Origin of the sequence: Nodosilinea sp. FACHB-141 (assembly GCF_014696135.1) — a bacterium.
Lineage (GTDB): Bacteria > Cyanobacteriota > Cyanobacteriia > Phormidesmidales > Phormidesmidaceae > Nodosilinea.
On sequence record NZ_JACJPP010000021.1, the window covers coordinates 309,758 to 326,561 of the forward strand.

General features: G+C 56.6%; 16 protein-coding genes. 5 read left to right on the forward strand and 11 right to left on the reverse strand.

All coding sequences use genetic code 11. The features are described 5' to 3' along the window. Positions 1-81: 81 nt before the first annotated feature. The 3 genes from H6F59_RS27155 to H6F59_RS22295 all read right to left on the reverse strand — a co-directional run bounded on the left by H6F59_RS27155 (position 82) and on the right by H6F59_RS22295 (position 4,220). Entirely contained in the window at positions 82-1,932 is a 1,851-nt protein-coding gene (locus H6F59_RS27155) for a CheR family methyltransferase (protein WP_190705869.1), read from the reverse strand. A gap of 3 nt (positions 1,933-1,935) precedes the next feature. Beyond that, entirely contained in the window at positions 1,936-2,547 is a 612-nt protein-coding gene (locus H6F59_RS22290; protein WP_190705872.1) for a chemotaxis protein CheB, read from the reverse strand. A 470-nt stretch (positions 2,548-3,017) separates the two neighbouring features. Beyond that, positions 3,018-4,220, reverse strand: a complete 1,203-nt coding sequence (locus H6F59_RS22295) for a chemotaxis protein CheB (RefSeq protein ID WP_190705876.1) — start codon at positions 4,218-4,220, stop codon at positions 3,018-3,020. A gap of 297 nt (positions 4,221-4,517) precedes the next feature. Here H6F59_RS22295 and wrbA point away from each other — a divergent pair, with 297 nt between their 5' ends. After that, the gene (wrbA, locus tag H6F59_RS22300) at positions 4,518-5,132 is read left to right on the forward strand and encodes an NAD(P)H:quinone oxidoreductase (protein ID WP_190705880.1); all 615 of its coding nucleotides are present in this window, start codon (positions 4,518-4,520) and stop codon (positions 5,130-5,132) included. A 3-nt stretch (positions 5,133-5,135) separates the two neighbouring features. Here wrbA and H6F59_RS22305 read toward each other — a convergent pair whose 3' ends face one another. The 5 genes from H6F59_RS22305 to leuB all read right to left on the reverse strand — a co-directional run bounded on the left by H6F59_RS22305 (position 5,136) and on the right by leuB (position 10,340). Then, a complete protein-coding gene (locus tag H6F59_RS22305; protein WP_313887287.1) occupies positions 5,136-6,494 on the reverse strand; it encodes an ATP-binding protein in 1,359 nt (452 codons plus the stop codon). Positions 6,495-6,725: 231 nt separating this feature from the next. Beyond that, the gene (locus H6F59_RS22310; RefSeq protein WP_190705884.1) at positions 6,726-7,469 is read right to left on the reverse strand and encodes a DUF561 domain-containing protein; all 744 of its coding nucleotides are present in this window, start codon (positions 7,467-7,469) and stop codon (positions 6,726-6,728) included. A gap of 165 nt (positions 7,470-7,634) precedes the next feature. Next, positions 7,635-8,792: a hormogonium polysaccharide biosynthesis glycosyltransferase HpsE gene (hpsE, locus tag H6F59_RS22315; RefSeq protein WP_206755225.1), complete on the reverse strand. Its 1,158-nt coding sequence runs from the start codon at positions 8,790-8,792 to the stop codon at positions 7,635-7,637. 105 nt (positions 8,793-8,897) lie between these two features. Then, positions 8,898-9,176 carry a hypothetical protein gene (locus H6F59_RS22320; protein WP_397194433.1) on the reverse strand — a complete coding sequence of 93 codons (279 nt, stop codon included), beginning with the start codon at positions 9,174-9,176 and terminating at the stop codon, positions 8,898-8,900. An 81-nt stretch (positions 9,177-9,257) separates the two neighbouring features. Next, complete coding sequence (gene leuB / locus H6F59_RS22325) at positions 9,258-10,340, reverse strand: 3-isopropylmalate dehydrogenase (protein ID WP_190705887.1); 1,083 nt, start codon at positions 10,338-10,340, stop codon at positions 9,258-9,260. Positions 10,341-10,487: 147 nt separating this feature from the next. Between leuB and H6F59_RS22330 the strand changes: the two genes are divergently transcribed. From H6F59_RS22330 to H6F59_RS22340, 3 genes are all read left to right on the forward strand, one after another. Next, positions 10,488-11,138, forward strand: coding sequence for a YqiA/YcfP family alpha/beta fold hydrolase (locus tag H6F59_RS22330; protein ID WP_190705890.1), 651 nt, complete (start codon positions 10,488-10,490; stop codon positions 11,136-11,138). Positions 11,139-11,308: 170 nt separating this feature from the next. Continuing rightward, on the forward strand, positions 11,309-11,893 hold the full coding sequence (locus H6F59_RS22335) for a DUF3038 domain-containing protein (protein WP_073608763.1): 585 nt from the start codon (positions 11,309-11,311) through the stop codon (positions 11,891-11,893). A gap of 50 nt (positions 11,894-11,943) precedes the next feature. Further along, a complete protein-coding gene (locus H6F59_RS22340; protein WP_190705894.1) occupies positions 11,944-13,290 on the forward strand; it encodes a DUF4335 domain-containing protein in 1,347 nt (448 codons plus the stop codon). A gap of 18 nt (positions 13,291-13,308) precedes the next feature. On the opposite strand, the gene H6F59_RS22345 is transcribed toward H6F59_RS22340, so the two are convergent. From H6F59_RS22345 to H6F59_RS22355, 3 genes are all read right to left on the reverse strand, one after another. Then, positions 13,309-13,758 carry a ferredoxin gene (locus H6F59_RS22345; RefSeq protein ID WP_190705897.1) on the reverse strand — a complete coding sequence of 150 codons (450 nt, stop codon included), beginning with the start codon at positions 13,756-13,758 and terminating at the stop codon, positions 13,309-13,311. Positions 13,759-13,854: 96 nt separating this feature from the next. Further along, entirely contained in the window at positions 13,855-14,247 is a 393-nt protein-coding gene (locus tag H6F59_RS22350) for a DUF1257 domain-containing protein (protein ID WP_073608766.1), read from the reverse strand. Between the two features lie 45 nt (positions 14,248-14,292). Then, positions 14,293-14,508, reverse strand: coding sequence for a DUF2997 domain-containing protein (locus H6F59_RS22355; RefSeq protein ID WP_190519618.1), 216 nt, complete (start codon positions 14,506-14,508; stop codon positions 14,293-14,295). Between the two features lie 825 nt (positions 14,509-15,333). Here H6F59_RS22355 and H6F59_RS22360 point away from each other — a divergent pair. Next, complete coding sequence (locus tag H6F59_RS22360; protein ID WP_190705900.1) at positions 15,334-16,608, forward strand: class I SAM-dependent methyltransferase; 1,275 nt, start codon at positions 15,334-15,336, stop codon at positions 16,606-16,608. Positions 16,609-16,804: the final 196 nt, after the last annotated feature.

A 16,804-nucleotide genomic window follows, 5' to 3' on the forward strand; every position in this document is an offset into this window, starting at 1 on the left:
ACTCCGTAGGTTTGCATGCTATGCCCCTACAAACCGAGGGTATTTATTCGGGATTTCGCATCAGACCGGCTATTCCATAAGCTATTCCATAATCAGGATTACGCCCTGCACCTGCTTTTTGGCGTTTACCAAGGGGGTGCAGGTGATGTGGCAGCTCAGGCTGCGGCCCTTGCGGTTGACGGCCTCGATGGTCAGCTCGACGGAGCCGACGCCGGCTGAGGCTAGGCAGTCGCGAATGGGCTGGCGCAGCTGCTCTACCGGCAGACCCATATCTAGGTTGAGGAAATATTGGCCGACAACTTCTTCGGGGCGCAGGCCCCAGAGGTCTTCGGCTTTGTTGTTCCAAATTTGCACTTGCAGGTCGCGGTTGACTACTGCCACGCCGCCTTTGAGACTGGCGAACACGCATTCTAGAAACGTGTTGCTTTGATTGAGGTCGCCGCTGCTGCGCTGGAGTTCTTCGTTGAGGGTTTGGAGTTCTTCGTTGGCCGATTGCAGTTCTTCGTTCATGGTTTCCAACTCTTCGTTGGTGGACTGCAATTCTTCGTTGGTGGTTTCTAGTTCTTCATTGGTGGACTGCAATTCTTCGTTGGTGGTTTCTAGTTCTTCGTTGGTGGATTGCAATTCTTCGTAGGCCATCTCTAGCTCTTGGTTGGCGTGCTCTAGCTCGGCCTGCAACCGTTTGAACTGGGTGATATCGACAAAGCTAATGCTGGCTCCGAGAATGGCGCTGTCGCTGCCAAACAGCGGGGTGATCTGCACCTCGAAGAAAACGGAATCACCCCGAGGATTTTGCCAGGCGACATCGGGCAGGTTGATGGTGCGGCGGCGTTCGTAGATTTCTTCCAGGCAAGAGCGCAGCTCTACGGGGCGGTAGGAAAGTTCTAAATCTTGCAGGGGGCGACCGATATCCTGCTGGGAGAGACCAAAGAGCACCTTGACGCGCTGGTTGGCCAAAACCAACACGCCGTTGTGCTTGAGCACAATGCGGGCCACCGGGCTGACATCAAAGGCAGTCTCTAGCAGGCGGAGCTGGTCGGTCAGGTCATCGGCAGTGGCTTCGTGACCGGTTTGAGCCATAATCAGCAGGCGATCGCGCCCGCTCAACTGAGGCACCTTGGTAAAGATGCGCCCCTTTAGCTGCACCGGGCTAAAGAGTTTGCTGTGGGTGAGCAGCATTTCGGCTTTGCCCAAGAACAGATAGCCGTTGTCATTGAGGGCAAAGTGAAACCGGGTCAAGATTCGGCTCTGGGTTTCAGCGTTGAAATACATCAACGTGTTGCGGCACAGCAGCAGGTCAATCTTGGAGATCGGGGCATCTTGAACCAGGTCGTGGCGACCAAAAATGACCGATCGCCGCAGCTCTTTGCTAAAGGTGTAAATTTCGTCTTTGTGGTCAAAAAATGTGCTGAGCTGGGTTTCTGATAGACCGTCTATTTTGTGGCTAGAGTAGATGGCCTGGCGCGCCGTTGCCAGAGCGTCTTCGTCGAGATCGGTGGCATAGATTTTGACTCTGGCCTGAAACTGCTCAAGGCCCAGCAGCTCTGCCAGCAGCATGGCAATGGAGTAGGTTTCTTCGCCGGAGGCGCAGCCAGCGCTCCAAATTCGGATGGGTTCGGTGCTTGCTTTGGAGCGAAAAATTGTCGGTAAGACGTCGGTGCGCAGGGCATCCCAGCTGGTGGAATCGCGAAAAAATGCGGTGACGTTGATCAGCAGTGTGTTGAACAACTGCTGAAATTCATCGGGATGCACCTCTAAATAGTCGATGTATTCGCTAAAACTGGTGACACCGACCGTCTGCATGCGGCGGGTGACCCGCCGCATGAGGCTGGGCTGTTTGTAGCCGGTAAAGTCAAACCCCCGGTTGCTGCGAACGTAGTCTAATAGAGTTCTAAAGGCAGCATCGTCAGAACTTTCTAGATTTGAGGCCACAGACTATATCCTTGCTTGCTGCACCAGGTTGATCAGGGTTTGGGGAATTGTCTCTAGGGGCAAAACCCAGTCTACCTGGCCGGTATCAATGGCCATCTGGGGCATGCTGGCCACATTGGCGGTGGCCGGATCTTGGACAATCACCCGACCGCCGTGCTGCTTGATGGCCTTGATGCCGGCAGCGCCATCCCGACCATAGCCGGTTAGAACGACGGCGATCGCCCGCTCCCCAAAGCGCTCTGCCACCGATACTAGGGTACAGTCGGCGGCGGGCCGAGAGTAGTTTACTTTGGCGGTGTGGGTCAGGCGCAGGGTGCGACCGGCCCCAATCAGCAGGTGGTGGTCTGGGGGGGCTGTATAAATCGTCCCAGCCTGCAACAACTCTCCGGTTTTGGCGTCTTTGACGGGCAGCGCCGTCATAGGCTTTAAGACTTGGGGCAGCAGGCTAGCCATGTTGGGGTCAAGGTGAATCACCAGGACAATGGCGGCGGCAAAATCGGCGGGCAGCTGGGGCAGCAGTTGCGCCAACGCTTTGATGCCCCCAGCGGAGGCCGCGATCGCCACGATGTCAAACCGCGCCGCTGAAGATAGCACTGAGGACGGCGAAGCGTTCATAGGGTTTTAGGCCAATAGCCCGGTGTCTGGTCTAGCATGACGGCGAAATGACGACCTAGGCCTAACCAGGGCAAACAATAGACTGTGGTGAGGCACGGCTCAACTTCGAAAGGGTTGGAGCGCGATCGCCAGCTCCGCCAAACAGCTAGAAAAGGGGTACAGACGCCCATCTCTGAATCAGTTTAGACTCGTTCTGCCGCCAGAGGCAGCGCTCTAATTTTAGTTAATTAAATGAAATAAACAGTCACGTTGATTTCGTCTCTCTTCTACCCAGAGATTGATGATTTCAGCGGCTGATTTAGAAAAAGTTCTGCTTCCCAAACGAAAGTAAAGATTCCCTTAATCTCTCTTAAAAGAAAGACTTTTACCCATCTTTTTGACAGGAGCAGGAAAAATCAGCTGGCAGCTAAAGCTACAGCAAATCGCTTTTCAAACGCCCGCATAGATCTTTAAAGACGTGCTTACCCCGTCTACAGACGCTCAGGAACGGTGTCTCCTTGAAGATGAATTTCTTTCTGATTGAGAATTAGCTGCCTGACGAGGCGAGCGTTTTCTTCGGCCTCCCGAGCCCGCTTCGAAAACTGTTCGGCTGATTGGGTTCGATTTTGCTGATAGGCGTAGGCCATCAGTCGGCGAGACAGGGCGGCTCGCTCTTCGATCGCCCGCACCGCCGTCCACAGGGCGCGCTCTAGGTTTTCACCGTGGAGCGACATCAAACTGTCGAGGGAGTAGGCGTGGCCGATATGGCAGCGAAATCGCAGCAGATTGTAGGCGTCTCGCACTTCCCACAGCACGCCACCACAGTCGGGGCAGGTGAATGGGGAGGCGGCGTTGGGTCGCTGGCCTTCTTCAGCGGCGGCTTTCTCTTCGGCAACAATTTTCTCTTCGGGTACGAGTGGATTACTGGTCATAGGAGATTCCTGAGTAATAGGAGATTCCTGAGTAATAGGAGATTCCTGAGTAATAGGAGATTCCTGAGTAATAGGAGATTCCTGAGTAATAGGAGATTCCTGAGTAATAGGAGATTCCTGAGTAATAGGAGATTCCTGAGTAATAGGAGATTCCTGAGTAATAGGAGATTCCTGAGTAATAGGAGATTCCTGCGTGGCGTCTGCCACTAAATCCACAATGTGACTAGCTAGAGCGGTAATTGGCAGCACTTGATCGACGGCGACATGGGCGATCGCATTTTCAGGCATGCTTCTAAACATGGCCTCATTAGGGTCTTGCACCAGGGCGACTCCGCCCTCGGCCTTAATCACCTGTAGACCATTGGTGCCGTCGTCTAACATGCCCGTGAGCACCACCCCCACAGCGTAGGGACCGTGGGCCTGGGCCGCCGAACGAAACAGCACGTCGATGGCGGGGCGATGGCCGTTTTCTCTGGGGCCTCGGCTCAGCTCTATGGTGCCGCGATGAACCAGCAGGTGATAGTCGGGCGGGGCCACATAGATGCGCCCTGGCTGAATGGTTTCGCCACTGTAGGGGTGGGCGGCGGGCAGGGTTCTGGCACGGCTGAGAATATCGGGCAAAAAGCTGACGCTACCGGCTGGGAAATGGACTGCCACAAAAACCGCGGCGTTGAGCTGAGGGGGTAGTTGTTCAACGAGCTGAGTCAACGCTTCAACTCCACCGGCTGAAGCACCAATGACAACGACACGACAATTGGTCATAATCTGCTCCTGCCAGCGGCGTCCACAAAACAACTAGTTCAACAGTTTCTCCAAATTCAAAGCTTAACTAAAGCGTCAAAGATCAACATCCCCCCAGGCTTATATATGGTTAGACCGCTAGCCTTTGAGGGCTAGGGCGGTGGCCGCCGTTTTGCTTAGGGTGGAGAGGGTTGGCGCGATCGCCCAAAATCACCCTCCAGAGAGATAAAAATTGTCAACCCATGCCCGCAGCATTAGCATTAACAGGAGCGAGCAACCTTGACCTGACGCGCTAAAACGCCGAAATTTGGAGAATTTATGAAAGTTTTGGTCGTCTACTATTCCATGTATGGCCACACCCTGAAGCTGGCCCAGGCGGTGGCCGAGGGCGCGGGGCAAGTGGCTGGGGTAGAGGTGGTGTTGCGCCGGGTGCAGGAGTTCGACGCCGTCAACCAAATCATTGACCAAAACGAGGCTGCCCGCGCGGTGCGGGAGCAGCAGCAGGAGATTCCGGTCTGCACCGTAGACGACCTCAAACAGGCTGACGGCGTGGTGTTTGGCTCGCCCACCCGCTACGGCAACATGACCGCCCAAATGAAGCAGCTGTTTGACTCAACCGCCAGCCTTTGGCTCAACGGCGACATGGAAGGCAAACCAGCGGGGGTCTTTACCGCCACCGCCTCTACCCACGGCGGCCAAGAGACCACCCTGCTCACCATGATGGTGCCCCTGCTGCACCTCGGCATGCTCGTCGTGGGGGTGCCCTACTCAACTGCCGGCATGATTCACACCGAGGCCCGAGGCGGCACCCCCTATGGGGCCAGCACCATCACCGGTGGCCAGGGCGAACTCCAGCCCCAGCCAGAAGATTTGGCGATCGCCCGCACCCTAGGACAGCGCGTAGCCGAAGTCACCACAAAAGTGCGCGGCTAGCGCTCAGCGGCAGATGGCGGGGGGCTCTTGGCTGGGGCTCACGCTCTGCGGTAGTTCAATGGTAAATTCACTGCCCCGGTCTAGCTCACTGTTGACGGTAATCGTGCCCTGCATGACCTGCACCAGCGCATAGACAATGGCCAGCCCCAGGCCGGTGCCTTTGGCAGCGCTGCGAGCGTCGTGCACCTGCCAAAACTCTTGAAAAATGTGGGGCTGATCGTCTCGGCTAATGCCGCAGCCCGTGTCTTTGACCTGGAGCAGCAGTCGGTCGGCGGGTAGGGGGTCTAGGCTCACCACAATCCGCCCGGCATCGGTAAACTTGATGGCGTTGGAGATCAGGTTGGTCAAAATTTGCCGCAGCCGGTTGCGATCGTTGACCACTACCACGGGGCGATCGGGCAGGTCTGCCTCTAGAGTCAGGGCCTTTTGGTCGGCCAATGTGCCCAGTTCGTCTATGGTGGTCACAATCAGGTCGGTCAGGTCAAAGCGTTCGAGCTTCAGCTCGACTTGGTCTGCCCGCAGCCGCGAAAAATTGAGCATGTCTTCAATCATGCCGAGCAGGTGCTGCCCGTTGTGAAAGATGCGCTGCACCATCCTGACCGTCTTAGAGTCGCGCTGGGGGTCAAACTGCGCCATCAACACCTGAGAAAACCCCAAAATGGCGTTCATCGGCGTTTTGAGCTCGTGGGAAACCGTGGCTAGCAGCTGCGCTCTCAGGCGATCGGCCTCTAACAGTTCTAAATTCTCAACTTGCAGCTGGCGCAGGGTGGCTTCGGCTTTTTTGCGATCGCTAATATCTCGCATTTGCCATCGCAGCCCAACCCCATTGCCTTCGATATCTTTGACGATCTCAACCGTTGTCGAGACGGTGATGGTGGCGGCTTTCCGCCTCTGTATCGTCAGCTCCCAGCCCTCAATGCGATGCGATGTCACAATTTGGTTGAGCAGCGTGCGAAAGGACACCCGTTCAGCTGGGGGCACATGGGAGACTAGGGGTTTGCCAATCAGGTAGGGCTGCTCCAGGTTCAACAGCGCAACGGCAGCATGATTTGCCTCCTGCACCACCCCGTTCATATCGGTTACGAGGTAGCCATCGGGGGCAAAGTTAAACAGATCTTGGTAGCGCTGGCGCTCGGCCTCAGCAATGTAGTTAGCGGCAGCGAGCTGTTCGTTTTGGGCCAACAGCTCTTCTTCGGCAATGTGGAGTTCTTCTACCGCTAGGCCCAGTTCTTCTAATAGAGCTGTGGTCAATTGCTGAGATTCGTCTGAGGGAAGTTGTCGGGTCTCTTCATAGAGCGCCGTCACCCGAGTCTGAACGTTCTCAATATAGCGAGTCAATACCTCGTCCCTTGCCACACTCACAAAGCCCTCTCCCAGCTATTCGCTCAGTCTGTCGCCATTGCCCTATCACCGCATCCACCCCACGAAATATCAGCTGAGGGCTCGAGGGGCAGAGCGCAGACGCACCTTAAGTTTTAGTTCGAAACAAGAGGGCTGGTCTAGGCTATTGACAGTCTCTAGCAATAGCATTACATATTTTCACTGAGGTCAAGGTTATTGCCTTGACCTCAGTTGACAGATTAGCGCCGGCGTCTACTGCACCGCTGCCGAGACTCGCACCCGTTGCAGGCTCTCGGCCAGCTGGCGCACTACGGCGACCATAGCCAGAGAGTTGTCGAGCCGGTTGACGGCAGAACCCACGCCAACGCCAGCCGCTCCAGCGGCGATCGCCATCGGAGCCGTCACATCTGACAAGCCCGACGCGCAGAGCACTGGCACCGACACAGCCCGAGCGATCGCGTGGGCGGCAGCCAGCGTCGGCGCCGCCTTCTCAATCAACCCCAGGGTGCCGGGGTGAGTCGGCTGGCTAGAGGTGCCCCCCTCAGTCTGAATAATGTCGGCCCCAGCGGCCACCAGAGCTTCGGCCAGGCTCACCTGCTCATCCAACGCCAAAATGTGGGGCACCGTGACCGACAGCGTGATCTGGGGCAGCAGGGCGCGGGTGCGGCGGGTCAGTTCGAGCACCTCGGGCGCTTCAAACCGCCGACCCTGGGCGTAGAAAGCATCAAAGTTACCAATTTCGATCAGGTCGGCCCCAGCGGCCACGGGGGCAAGAAACGCCTCGGCCTCGACGGCAGAAACACAGATGGGCAGAGTCGTGGCGGCCTTAGCCAAGCGGACCAACTCGGCATCGGCGGCGATATCCACAAAGGTGGCACCGCCCTGGTCGGCGGCCTTCACCACGGCCACCACCCGCTGGGGGTCAAAGTTGGTAAGACCGCTGATGATTTTGAGGGCGCTGCGGGTATCGAGGGCGCGTTGTAAGTCAGAGCGCATAGGTCTATCTCTCAAGATTGGGCAGTGACCCGCCCAACATAGCTGGGCGGGCGCTAGTTTGACCTATTGTTGCACTGTTGGCCGAATTGCGGATAGCCCCATGTTTTGAGTTTTGAGTTCTCAGTTATGAGTTTTGAGTTAACCCCCAAACTCAAAATTCAAAACTCAAAATTTAGAACTCCACCGCCGCCACCGCTGCCGCCACAGCCGCTGGGTAATGTAAAACGGGCTGATCAGACTGTAGAGATAGAGTCGCATTTCGCAGGCGGTCACCGTATCGCTGACCACCTCGCCCTGGTATTTGACCAAGTGGCGCACAATCTTGCGAATATCGTTGATTAGATAAGCGTGGGCCGCCAGCGGGCGCTGCCACAGAGGCATGCTGAGCATGCGCGTGCGATGGCGGCTGAGGCCAATGCCCCGAAACATTTGCAGCAGATAGTCGCGCTCAAACCGACTGGCCGGAATCTCGTGCTGCATGCGCATGGCCGGGTTATACCAGATCTCCCAACCGTGGCGCTGCATGTGGAGCACCACCTCCAGATCTTCCCCCGCCGCCCGAAACCCAATGGCATCGGCCAGCGACAGCTGCTCGGGCACGCTGCCCAGCCAGGCCTGCCGCCGCACCACCAACCCCGCCGCTGGCGGCAGCACCTTTTGTTTGGGTGCATAGAGCAGGGGAGCAGACCCGCGCTCGGTCAACGCCAGCAATGACCCAATGCGGCCAAAGTTTGGCGGTGGGGTCACTTCAAAATCTCCCCGGATGCGGCTGCCATAGGCCCCCGCCTGGGGGTGGGCCTGGCCAAATCGATGGGCTGCCACTACCCAGCCCAAGGCCGGGTGGTTGTCGTCGTCTAAAAATCCGATTAGGGGGCTGCGGGCTAAGGTAATGGCGGATTGGCGAGCATAGCCAGCCCCCTGGCGGGGCTCAAAGGCATAGCGCAGGGGAATATCTTGGGGCCACTGCTGCTGATAGGTTTCGAACACCTGGGCGGTGCCGTCGGTGCTGTTGTTGTCAACTACAATCACCTCCCAGGCCAGGTGCTCGGTGCCCAGCTGGGCGAGCAGACAGTCGAGCACCTTGGGCAGGCGGTGCTCACCGTTGTAGGTGCAGATCACCACCGATAGGTCGAGAACTTCTTTGCCGGGGGCAGCATTGGCCAGCTTCAGCCGCAGGCGCCGCAGCAGGCGTTGGGTATAGCTGGGCAGCGGTCGGTTGGCCATCGCCCGCCGTTGCGGGTCTAGGGCGATCGGTCTTTTAGAAGGTGGAGAGCCTACCCCAGCAGAGAACGATTCAGCTACCGCCAAAAAAGACTCAGCCATAGGTACCAAACCCTTTGCGCTACTGGGTGACGCTCCCCAGTGTGCCCGTGGGGAAAGGCCCAATATCTCGGCTGGTGGCTGAGTCTGGCCGCAATGGCCGCTGGCTTAGTGCAGCCCCGGCTCGATCTGGCTGATGGGGACAAAGCACTCAGTGGGCAGCAGCACAGGGCGATCGCCAAAGATCAGCTTGCCGCGATGGGTCTTAGTGCTAATGGCAATGCCGATGGGGCGCTGCACATCCTCAGGATGCACTTCGTAATAAGTGCGGTAAATTTGCCGGGCCGACTTAAGTAGGGCCGGGTTAAGCGCCATGGGCAGGGCACCAGCCCCCGATAGCTGACTGGGCAATGGGCTAGAAGAAGGGGGTTGCTGTAGACCGTACACGGCTCACCTGTGCGCTTATGAACAGACTTTAACTCGACTTTTCAGGGGCAGCACATTCTAGAAAGACTTCTAGAAAGAACTTTATGACAGGGCATTCAACAGGGCTTCGCCCATGGCCTTGCAACCCACCTGGGTCATAGTCTCAGACATGATATCGCCAGTTCGATAACCCTGATCTAAAACTGTGGTTACGGCTTGCTCAATGCGATCGGCGGCGGCAGGCTGATCGAGGGCATAGCGCAGCATCATGGCGGCACTCAGCACCTGGGCCAGGGGGTTAGCCTTGTCTTGACCAGCAATGTCGGGGGCCGAACCGTGGACGGGCTCGTAGACCCCCGGCCCACTGGCCCCCAAGCTGGCCGAGGGCAGCATGCCAATGCTGCCCGTGAGCATCGCCGCCGCATCGGAGAGAATGTCGCCGAACAGGTTGCCGGTCACGATCGTGTCAAACTGCTTCGGCCAGCGGATCAGCTGCATGGCCGCGTTGTCCACATACATATGCGTCAGGGCGACGTCGGGGTAGTCGGCAGAGAGGGCGGTGATGCGATCGCGCCACAGCTGCGACACCTCCAGCACGTTGGCCTTATCGACCGAGCACAGCTGGCCTTTACGCTTTTGGGCAGTCTCAAAGGCGACCTTGCCGATGCGATCGATTTCGCGATCGGTATAGGCCATCGTGTTGACCCCCCGCTTTTCCCCCGTCTCAGTCTCAAACACCCCCTTGGGGCTGCCAAAGTAGATGCCCCCAGTCAGTTCCCGCACCACCATAATATCGACCCCTTCCACCACCTCTCGCTTGAGCGAAGAAGCGTCGATTAGCTGCGGCAAGATGGTAGCCGGGCGCAGATTGGCGAAAAGTTCTAACCCCGATCGCAGACCCAGCAGCCCTGTCTCAGGCCGCTGATGGCGAGGCAATGTATCCCACTTGTAGCCCCCGATCGCCGCCAGCAGCACCGCATCGCTGGCTTTGCAGGTCTTCAGCGTTTCCTCTGGCAGCGGCTCCCCAGTGGCGTCGATCGCCGCCCCACCAATCAACGCCTCCTCAAACTCGAAAGCCAGATCCATCTGGCCACCCACAGTCTTGAGCACATCCACCGCCACCGCCATAATCTCAGGGCCAATACCATCACCGGGCAGCAGCGTAATGCGATAGGTCGAAGTCATAGCGTTTGAAGAAAGTGAATCGAACGTAGAGTAGGCACTGCTTACCAGCTTGGGAAGCACACCGATTCAATATCATACCCCCAGGGGTTTCCCCCTTTACCGACTCACCCACCCATCCACCCGCCCACCCGCCCACTCACTCCCCCCATGCCCCAATACCTCTACCTCCACGGCTTCGCCTCCAGCCCCAAGTCGGCCAAAGCCCAAGCCATGCAGGCCCGCTTCTCAACGCTGGGCCTCGACCTCATCATTCCTGACCTCAACCAGAACGACTTTGCCCACCTCACCCTCAGCCGCCAAATTCAGCAGATCAGCGCCCTGATTTTGGCCCAGAGCGAACCTACCGTTCTGATCGGCTCTAGCCTAGGGGGCCTCACTGCCGCCTGGGTTGCCCAACAAGCCGCCATTACAGACCGCATCGAAAAACTGGTGCTCCTAGCCCCCGCCTTTGACTTTCTCGCTCAGTGGTTGCCCCGCCTCGGCCTTGACCAACTCGAAGCCTGGCGCACTGAGGGCACCTTCCCCATCTACCACTACACCGAGCAGCGCACCCTACCGCTACACTACGACTTCATCGCCGACGCTCACGGCTACAGCGACGATGGCCTAAAAGCCCAGATCCCAACCCTGATTCTCCACGGCACTAATGACGAGACTATATCTATAGAAGCCAGTCGGGCCTACGCAGCCCCCCGCCCCTGGGTGCGATTGGTAGAACTCTTCAGCGACCATGCTCTAACAGATGTGGAGAAAGATATTTGGCAGCACACCCACGATTTTCTGGATCTTGGAACCTAGGGAAGTGCTTTAGCTGTCGAGTTGGGCCGTTGTTGCGTCACTAGGTTCTTGCGGTTGCGGTTTGTGGCCGCGCTGGGTCTGTGTGACGGTAGTTTCCCAACCCGTTTCAAGAACTGCAACCCCCATGCCACAATTAGCCCAATCCTCTACGTTAGTAACAGGGCAGCCCGGTGGAACCGTCTTCCCTCAGTGCGTCAAACAGTGAGCCCAATCCAGTTCAGCCGCAGGGGCCACCAACCCCACGGCAGTTGAGCAGCATCAAAGCTCAGCTCGACCTGGTGCTACTAGCCCTAGAAGCCCTCACCGGCCTGGGGTCAGACGCCATGCTGGCGGCGGCCAACGATTTGGGGGTATCGGATTTGCTGAGCGATCGCGTCAACCTATGGCGACTGCGCCAGGCCAGCCCGCTGCGCAAGGGGCAGGGCCGCAAAAAGCTCGATGTTGACGAAGCCCGCGCCCTGGTGCTGGTGAGTTGTCATTTAGCGATCGCCCATCGCGATCCCATTCGGCAGGCCGTGGCGCGGCTAGAGAAGGCCCTCGAACAGGGGCAGCCTCCACACCGCACCGCGCAGCTAGGCGACTACCTCGACGCCTTTAGCAATGCCTACCAAGACCGCATGGAGGGCGATCAAACCGCCACCACCGACGAGATCAATGCCCTGGGGCTGAAGCTGCTGGTCGATCTGCTGTTCTACAGTGGCTCCGGCGGCAGCCGTAAGCTGTGGGTGGCGCTGCTTGAGCGGGCTGGCCAGTGAGAAGTTTGAATTTTGGTTGGATTGGTTAAGGTGTTCTTGAGCTGAGTGCTATGGCTGCGATCGCCACTGTCACCTCCTACGAATATGCGGCGGGCACCTGTACTCTGCGACTGGTGGGAGAGCTTTCGCCCTTGAGTCAGATTACGGGCCGCCCGGTGCTGGGGCGATCGCGGTTTCACCTGCAAGTGCAGGGTGACGATGCGCCCAGAGAAGCCAGAACCCTCGCTAGCCGGGCCATGATTCTGGAGATTGGTGGCCGAGAGCCGCAGTTTTCATCCCTGGCAGATCTGGTGCAAACCTACGTCCAAAATTATCTCAATGCCGATGCGATCGCCGCTGGAGGAGCGGTTGCCCGGGGGGAAAATTCGCTTCAGCCCGTCGGGCTAACTCGCCATCGGCTCACCCTGGCTGTGCCCCCAGAGCCACCTAGAGTAGTTGAACTCTCTACCCTACAACTGTCTGACCTGGCCGATGCCCTAGAGCAGGCCGACAGCAACCTTCAGATTCTGCCCGATGCGGCAATGCCTAAGACTCGCCGTGTGCGCCCCAAACTGCCGCTTTGGCTAGGGTCTGTGGCGGCGGTGGGCATTGCCGCGCTGCTGGGCAACCAGCTACTCACTACCGCCCCTAGCTCCGTAGTGCTTTCCCCCAGCGAGTCTCAATCAACTGGTGAGGCAACGCCTCAGCCTTCTGCTGATAACCCACAGCTGACCCCAGCAGCACCTGCGCCCCCCGCCGCCAATACTCCTACTGCGGTAGACTCCGCCCCCGCTGCCACAGGCGAGGCTCTGCCAGCGCCCATCACGACAGCGCCGACCAGTCCAGCGGTCCCCTCTGGCACTGCACCTGAGCCTGGAACGCCCAAGGCATCGCCCCCGCTTGCCGACGCTGACCCAGCCTCAGCTCAACCATCCCAAAGCGAGCCCGCTCTAGCCCCTACCCCCCTAACCCAGGACGAGGCACGCGCCGGGGGGCAAGCCGCGTCTGAGGCACGCATAGCCACTGAACCGGCACCGAATGCTGCCCAGCCCGAAGCCCTAACGGCCCCGGCCAGCCCCGAAGCCTTTGACACTGGCCCCAGCATTGCCGCCACTACCGCCCCAAACTCTGCGATCGCCTGGATTAGCAACCTCACCCAAGCCCTTGAGCAGCAGTGGCGGCCCCCAGCCAACCTAGCTGCGCCCCTGCGCTACCGCTTGATCCTTGAGCCAGATGGCACCGTAACTGCCCTAGAGCCTCTGAATGACTTCTCGGCTAATTACCAAACCAATTCTACCCTGCCTCAGCCCGGTGACATCATCCCTGGCGTTGTCAGAGACGCACCCATCACGGTAGAGGTGCAGTTTTTGCCCACCGGAGCAGTCGTTGTGGTGCCGCCAGAAGGTTCGGCCCCATAGGGCTAGAGGTCTGCCCCCTTAGGAACCTGTCTCAGATCGGCGCTGGCTCCGGCGCTTGGCCTTGCGCATTTGTAGGGTTGACATGGCTTTGTCCACCGGGAAGCCAGCGACCGGAATGACCTGGTGCTTGCGATCGCGCTCCAACTGCTTCAACTCTGTATAGTCAATCCAGTGGATGCAATCCACCGGGCAGGTGTCGATCGCCTCTTGAATGAGCTCCTCAGAGTCGCCATCCTGGCGGTAAACGCGCGATCGGCCGTGGTCAGGCTCAATATAAAAGGTGTTGCGGGCCACGTGGGCGCAGTGCTTGCAGCCAATGCAGGTAATTTCGTCGACATAGACGCCCTTCTGGCGCAGCTGACCGCCCAGCTCGGGTTCAAAGCCAGTGCGATCTTCTGCCTGGCGCAGCTGACCGCCTAGCTCGGGCTCAAAGCCGGTCGCGCTGGGTTGCCCATCAAACTGTGTCATTGTAGTTGCTACTCGTGCTTTAGAACGCCCAAATGCTGGGCCAATACAAAGAAAGGGGCCAAATAGCCCCTCTCCAAGATTCAAAAGGTCGATGGGTTAGCCATTCCAGCGCTGCACTACCAGCCGCACAGAACCATCTTCCCGTACCTGCTCTTCAGACAACTGAAAGCCCTGACGAGAGGTCTCAGCTACTACGGTGTTGTAGGCGTAGCGCTGAGTTACCCGGCTGAGAAACCCTTCAACAGTCAACGGTTGCTGCCAATATTGCAAATCAGCCACCAGCTCATAGTCACTGGTTTCGGGATTGCGACGAAAGCCAATATCGTAGCCGTTGTCTTGGGCAATGACCACGTCTGCGGTCTGGGTTTGCCCTTGGTAGCCACGCACATCACAAGGGCCAGACTTCCAGTCAGTGCCCAGGTCATTCAAAGCCAGCTTTAGGGAATCTAGATTGCGAATTTTGGTTTTGATTTGGCTAAAGTGTGACATTTGCTAGGGGTGATAGTAGGGGACTCTATAATCGAAATCGAAAGATTACCACTGACTGTAGGCAGTTTGGGCAGCCACAGTTTCGGTAGCCGTTTGCTCATTCCGCTGAGCGAAATACTCAGAGGTCTGCTGCTGAGCCACCACGGTACCCAGCTGAGCTTCAATAGCCGCGGTTACCTCAGCACAGGAGGCACCCACAATGCCAGTCACTGTCTCTTTAACCCGACCGTCAGGGTAAATAATGAACTCTAACGTTTCCATAAGGATTGCTCGTTTCAACACCATTGATGGTGATACTAGTGACCTTTAAACATCGTGGGTGCTAACAACTTCCCCAGCGGTATGTCAGGTTGGCAGGCGCCAGATTAATAACCCGATCTTAACCGGCAGGGGTGGTGTAGTTCGCCACTGTTCATTACGAAACTCAATCTACCGTATTGATCCCGGATGTGGGCACATCCATTAGACGTAGTGTCGCGTAACTTCTAGAGAGCGTCAAGGCAACTTTTGTTACATATCGCAGCGCTTTTAACGACCTACAACCGCGCAAATGCCCTTTCAGCCGTAGGTCGAGCCTAAAACAATTTAAGAAATATTAAATGCCTCTGCCAAGGGCCTACTCAACCTGGGAAACACTGATTGGCAACACAAGTTGTCTTCTGCTCGAGACTTTAGACTTTGCTTCGTTGAGGTTGCCTGACTCAGTACTATGGCAGGCATCGTCGGAGAGTCATGTTTTTCCGTTGTGGCCTTACGAATGCGAGACGTATCCTCCATCTCACCCCAAATGACATCAAGAATCGAGTACAGCTGATTCTCCACCAGGAGTAGGTGCTCTGTCGGGGAAAATCATCCGTCGCAAAACGTAATATCCCACGACAAGCATTTAGATTGAAGGGATATCATTTTTGTCAAGGCTGTAAGTGTCCAATTTAGCCCCGTGGACTCAGGACGTTCTCCTGTTTCCTTGGCAATATGACGGGTAGCTATTGCCAACGGATACCAAATTCTGAGCGTATTGGCATAGGTTGGCATCGTTGAGTCTGATCAGGCTTTTCTAGCACTGCTCATCCTAGGAGAAAGACTATGTCCTCTTCTTTGCACTTCGACCTCAACCCCATCACCTTCGCAACCGCTAAAGATGACAGACTGAGGCAGCAACTTCTCAACCAAGGCATTCAAGTTCTCACCGAACAAGAAGCCCTACAGGGTTCAAGACCTTGGGATATTATTTGCCAAGACGACCAGCGCGAAACAGTTCTTCACCAGCTCAAAACCTTCAAGACCCTAGGGTTGGGCAATACCTACATTCAAGGATTGTGGCGTTGCGATCGGATCGATCTGCTCTCCGAACGTCTTTTTGCTCTGAATCCAGCGGCTAAAACCAATGCTCTGCTTTTTGATCTACCCAATTCTCCCTATCTAGTTATAGAACAGCTTCTGTACAAGTTTTTTAACCTTTCCCTTATCCGACAGAACGATGTAGCTAAGTTACATTACGATCTGCCCACGGAACTGTATGAAGGCTTTCTGGGAGAGTCAATGAAATACACTACCGGGGATTGGACGGGGTTAGATCCAGTCCCGGAAAACCTTACCGCTGCCCAGTACCAGAATCTAGATTACTGGTGTAATGAGCTAGAGATTACCGATGGCGACATCATTTTAGACTGTGGTTGTGGCTGGGGAACCCTACTTGACTATTTAAGCCCTCGTGTCAATGTCACCTACATCGGCATAACCATTTCAGAGGTGCAACTCGACTATTGCCGTAGCACTTTCCGAGAATTTGAGAACGCCTATTTCTACAACCATAGCTACCACAACCGATATCAGGATATTCTGGCCGCATCCGGTGTAGATCACATCACAAAATGCATCTTCCTGGAAACTATTGAACATGGCGGCACCAGAAATTGGCCAAATATTCTCAAAAATGTCCGGGAAGTGATTAGTCCCGACGGTCTCTTGGGAATCCAAACGATTGGCGCTGATCATCCCAATTTGGTCTGCGATCCCTATATCAATCGCTATATTTTTCCCCACGCTTCTCTCGGTTCCCCCTCAGAACTAGGGCGAGCCATTGAGAGCGACCGCCAATTCGTCAAATGCAAAGAACACAATATTGCCCATCACTATCCAGCCACACTACGGGCCTGGAATCACCTTTTCCAACAAAACTGGGAAGAGATTCAGCCTCATATCCAATCCATCCTTAACTTGACTCCGTTTCAAACGCTAGATGAATGGAAGCGCCATTGGGAATTTTACCTCTTACTCTGTGCAGGAGCTTTCGTGGCCGGAACCTATCCTCAGGTCTATCAACTGACGGCAAAACCCAATTTCTTTAGCAAGTTCTAGGCGTTTCGCCAGGGAAGCTCCAGAGACTAGCAAAACGCAACAGCGCTCCCCGCATGGGGAGCGCTGTTGTTCTAGTCAATCAATGGGGTAGTCGTTGCAGACTAGCCGATGATTTCAGGCGCCTCAGCGGTAGCGAGGTCGAGGGGGAAGTTGTGAGCATTGCGCTCGTGCATCACTTCCATACCCAGGTTCGCCC

Bases quoted from the DNA above. Each gene is read 5' to 3' on its own strand.
- H6F59_RS22290 (WP_190705872.1), bottom strand. From the start codon at position 2,547: ATGAACGCTTCGCCGTCCTCAGTGCTATCTTCAGCGGCGCGGTTTGAC.
- H6F59_RS22295 (WP_190705876.1), bottom strand. From the start codon at position 4,220: ATGACCAATTGTCGTGTCGTTGTCATTGGTGCTTCAGCCGGTGGAGTT.
- wrbA (WP_190705880.1), top strand. From the start codon at position 4,518: ATGAAAGTTTTGGTCGTCTACTATTCCATGTATGGCCACACCCTGAAG.
- H6F59_RS22310 (WP_190705884.1), bottom strand. From the start codon at position 7,469: ATGCGCTCTGACTTACAACGCGCCCTCGATACCCGCAGCGCCCTCAAA.
- hpsE (WP_206755225.1), bottom strand. From the start codon at position 8,792: ATGGCTGAGTCTTTTTTGGCGGTAGCTGAATCGTTCTCTGCTGGGGTA.
- leuB (WP_190705887.1), bottom strand. From the start codon at position 10,340: ATGACTTCGACCTATCGCATTACGCTGCTGCCCGGTGATGGTATTGGC.
- H6F59_RS22330 (WP_190705890.1), top strand. From the start codon at position 10,488: ATGCCCCAATACCTCTACCTCCACGGCTTCGCCTCCAGCCCCAAGTCG.
- H6F59_RS22340 (WP_190705894.1), top strand. From the start codon at position 11,944: ATGGCTGCGATCGCCACTGTCACCTCCTACGAATATGCGGCGGGCACC.
- H6F59_RS22345 (WP_190705897.1), bottom strand. From the start codon at position 13,758: ATGACACAGTTTGATGGGCAACCCAGCGCGACCGGCTTTGAGCCCGAG.
- H6F59_RS22350 (WP_073608766.1), bottom strand. From the start codon at position 14,247: ATGTCACACTTTAGCCAAATCAAAACCAAAATTCGCAATCTAGATTCC.
- H6F59_RS22355 (WP_190519618.1), bottom strand. From the start codon at position 14,508: ATGGAAACGTTAGAGTTCATTATTTACCCTGACGGTCGGGTTAAAGAG.
- H6F59_RS22360 (WP_190705900.1), top strand. From the start codon at position 15,334: ATGTCCTCTTCTTTGCACTTCGACCTCAACCCCATCACCTTCGCAACC.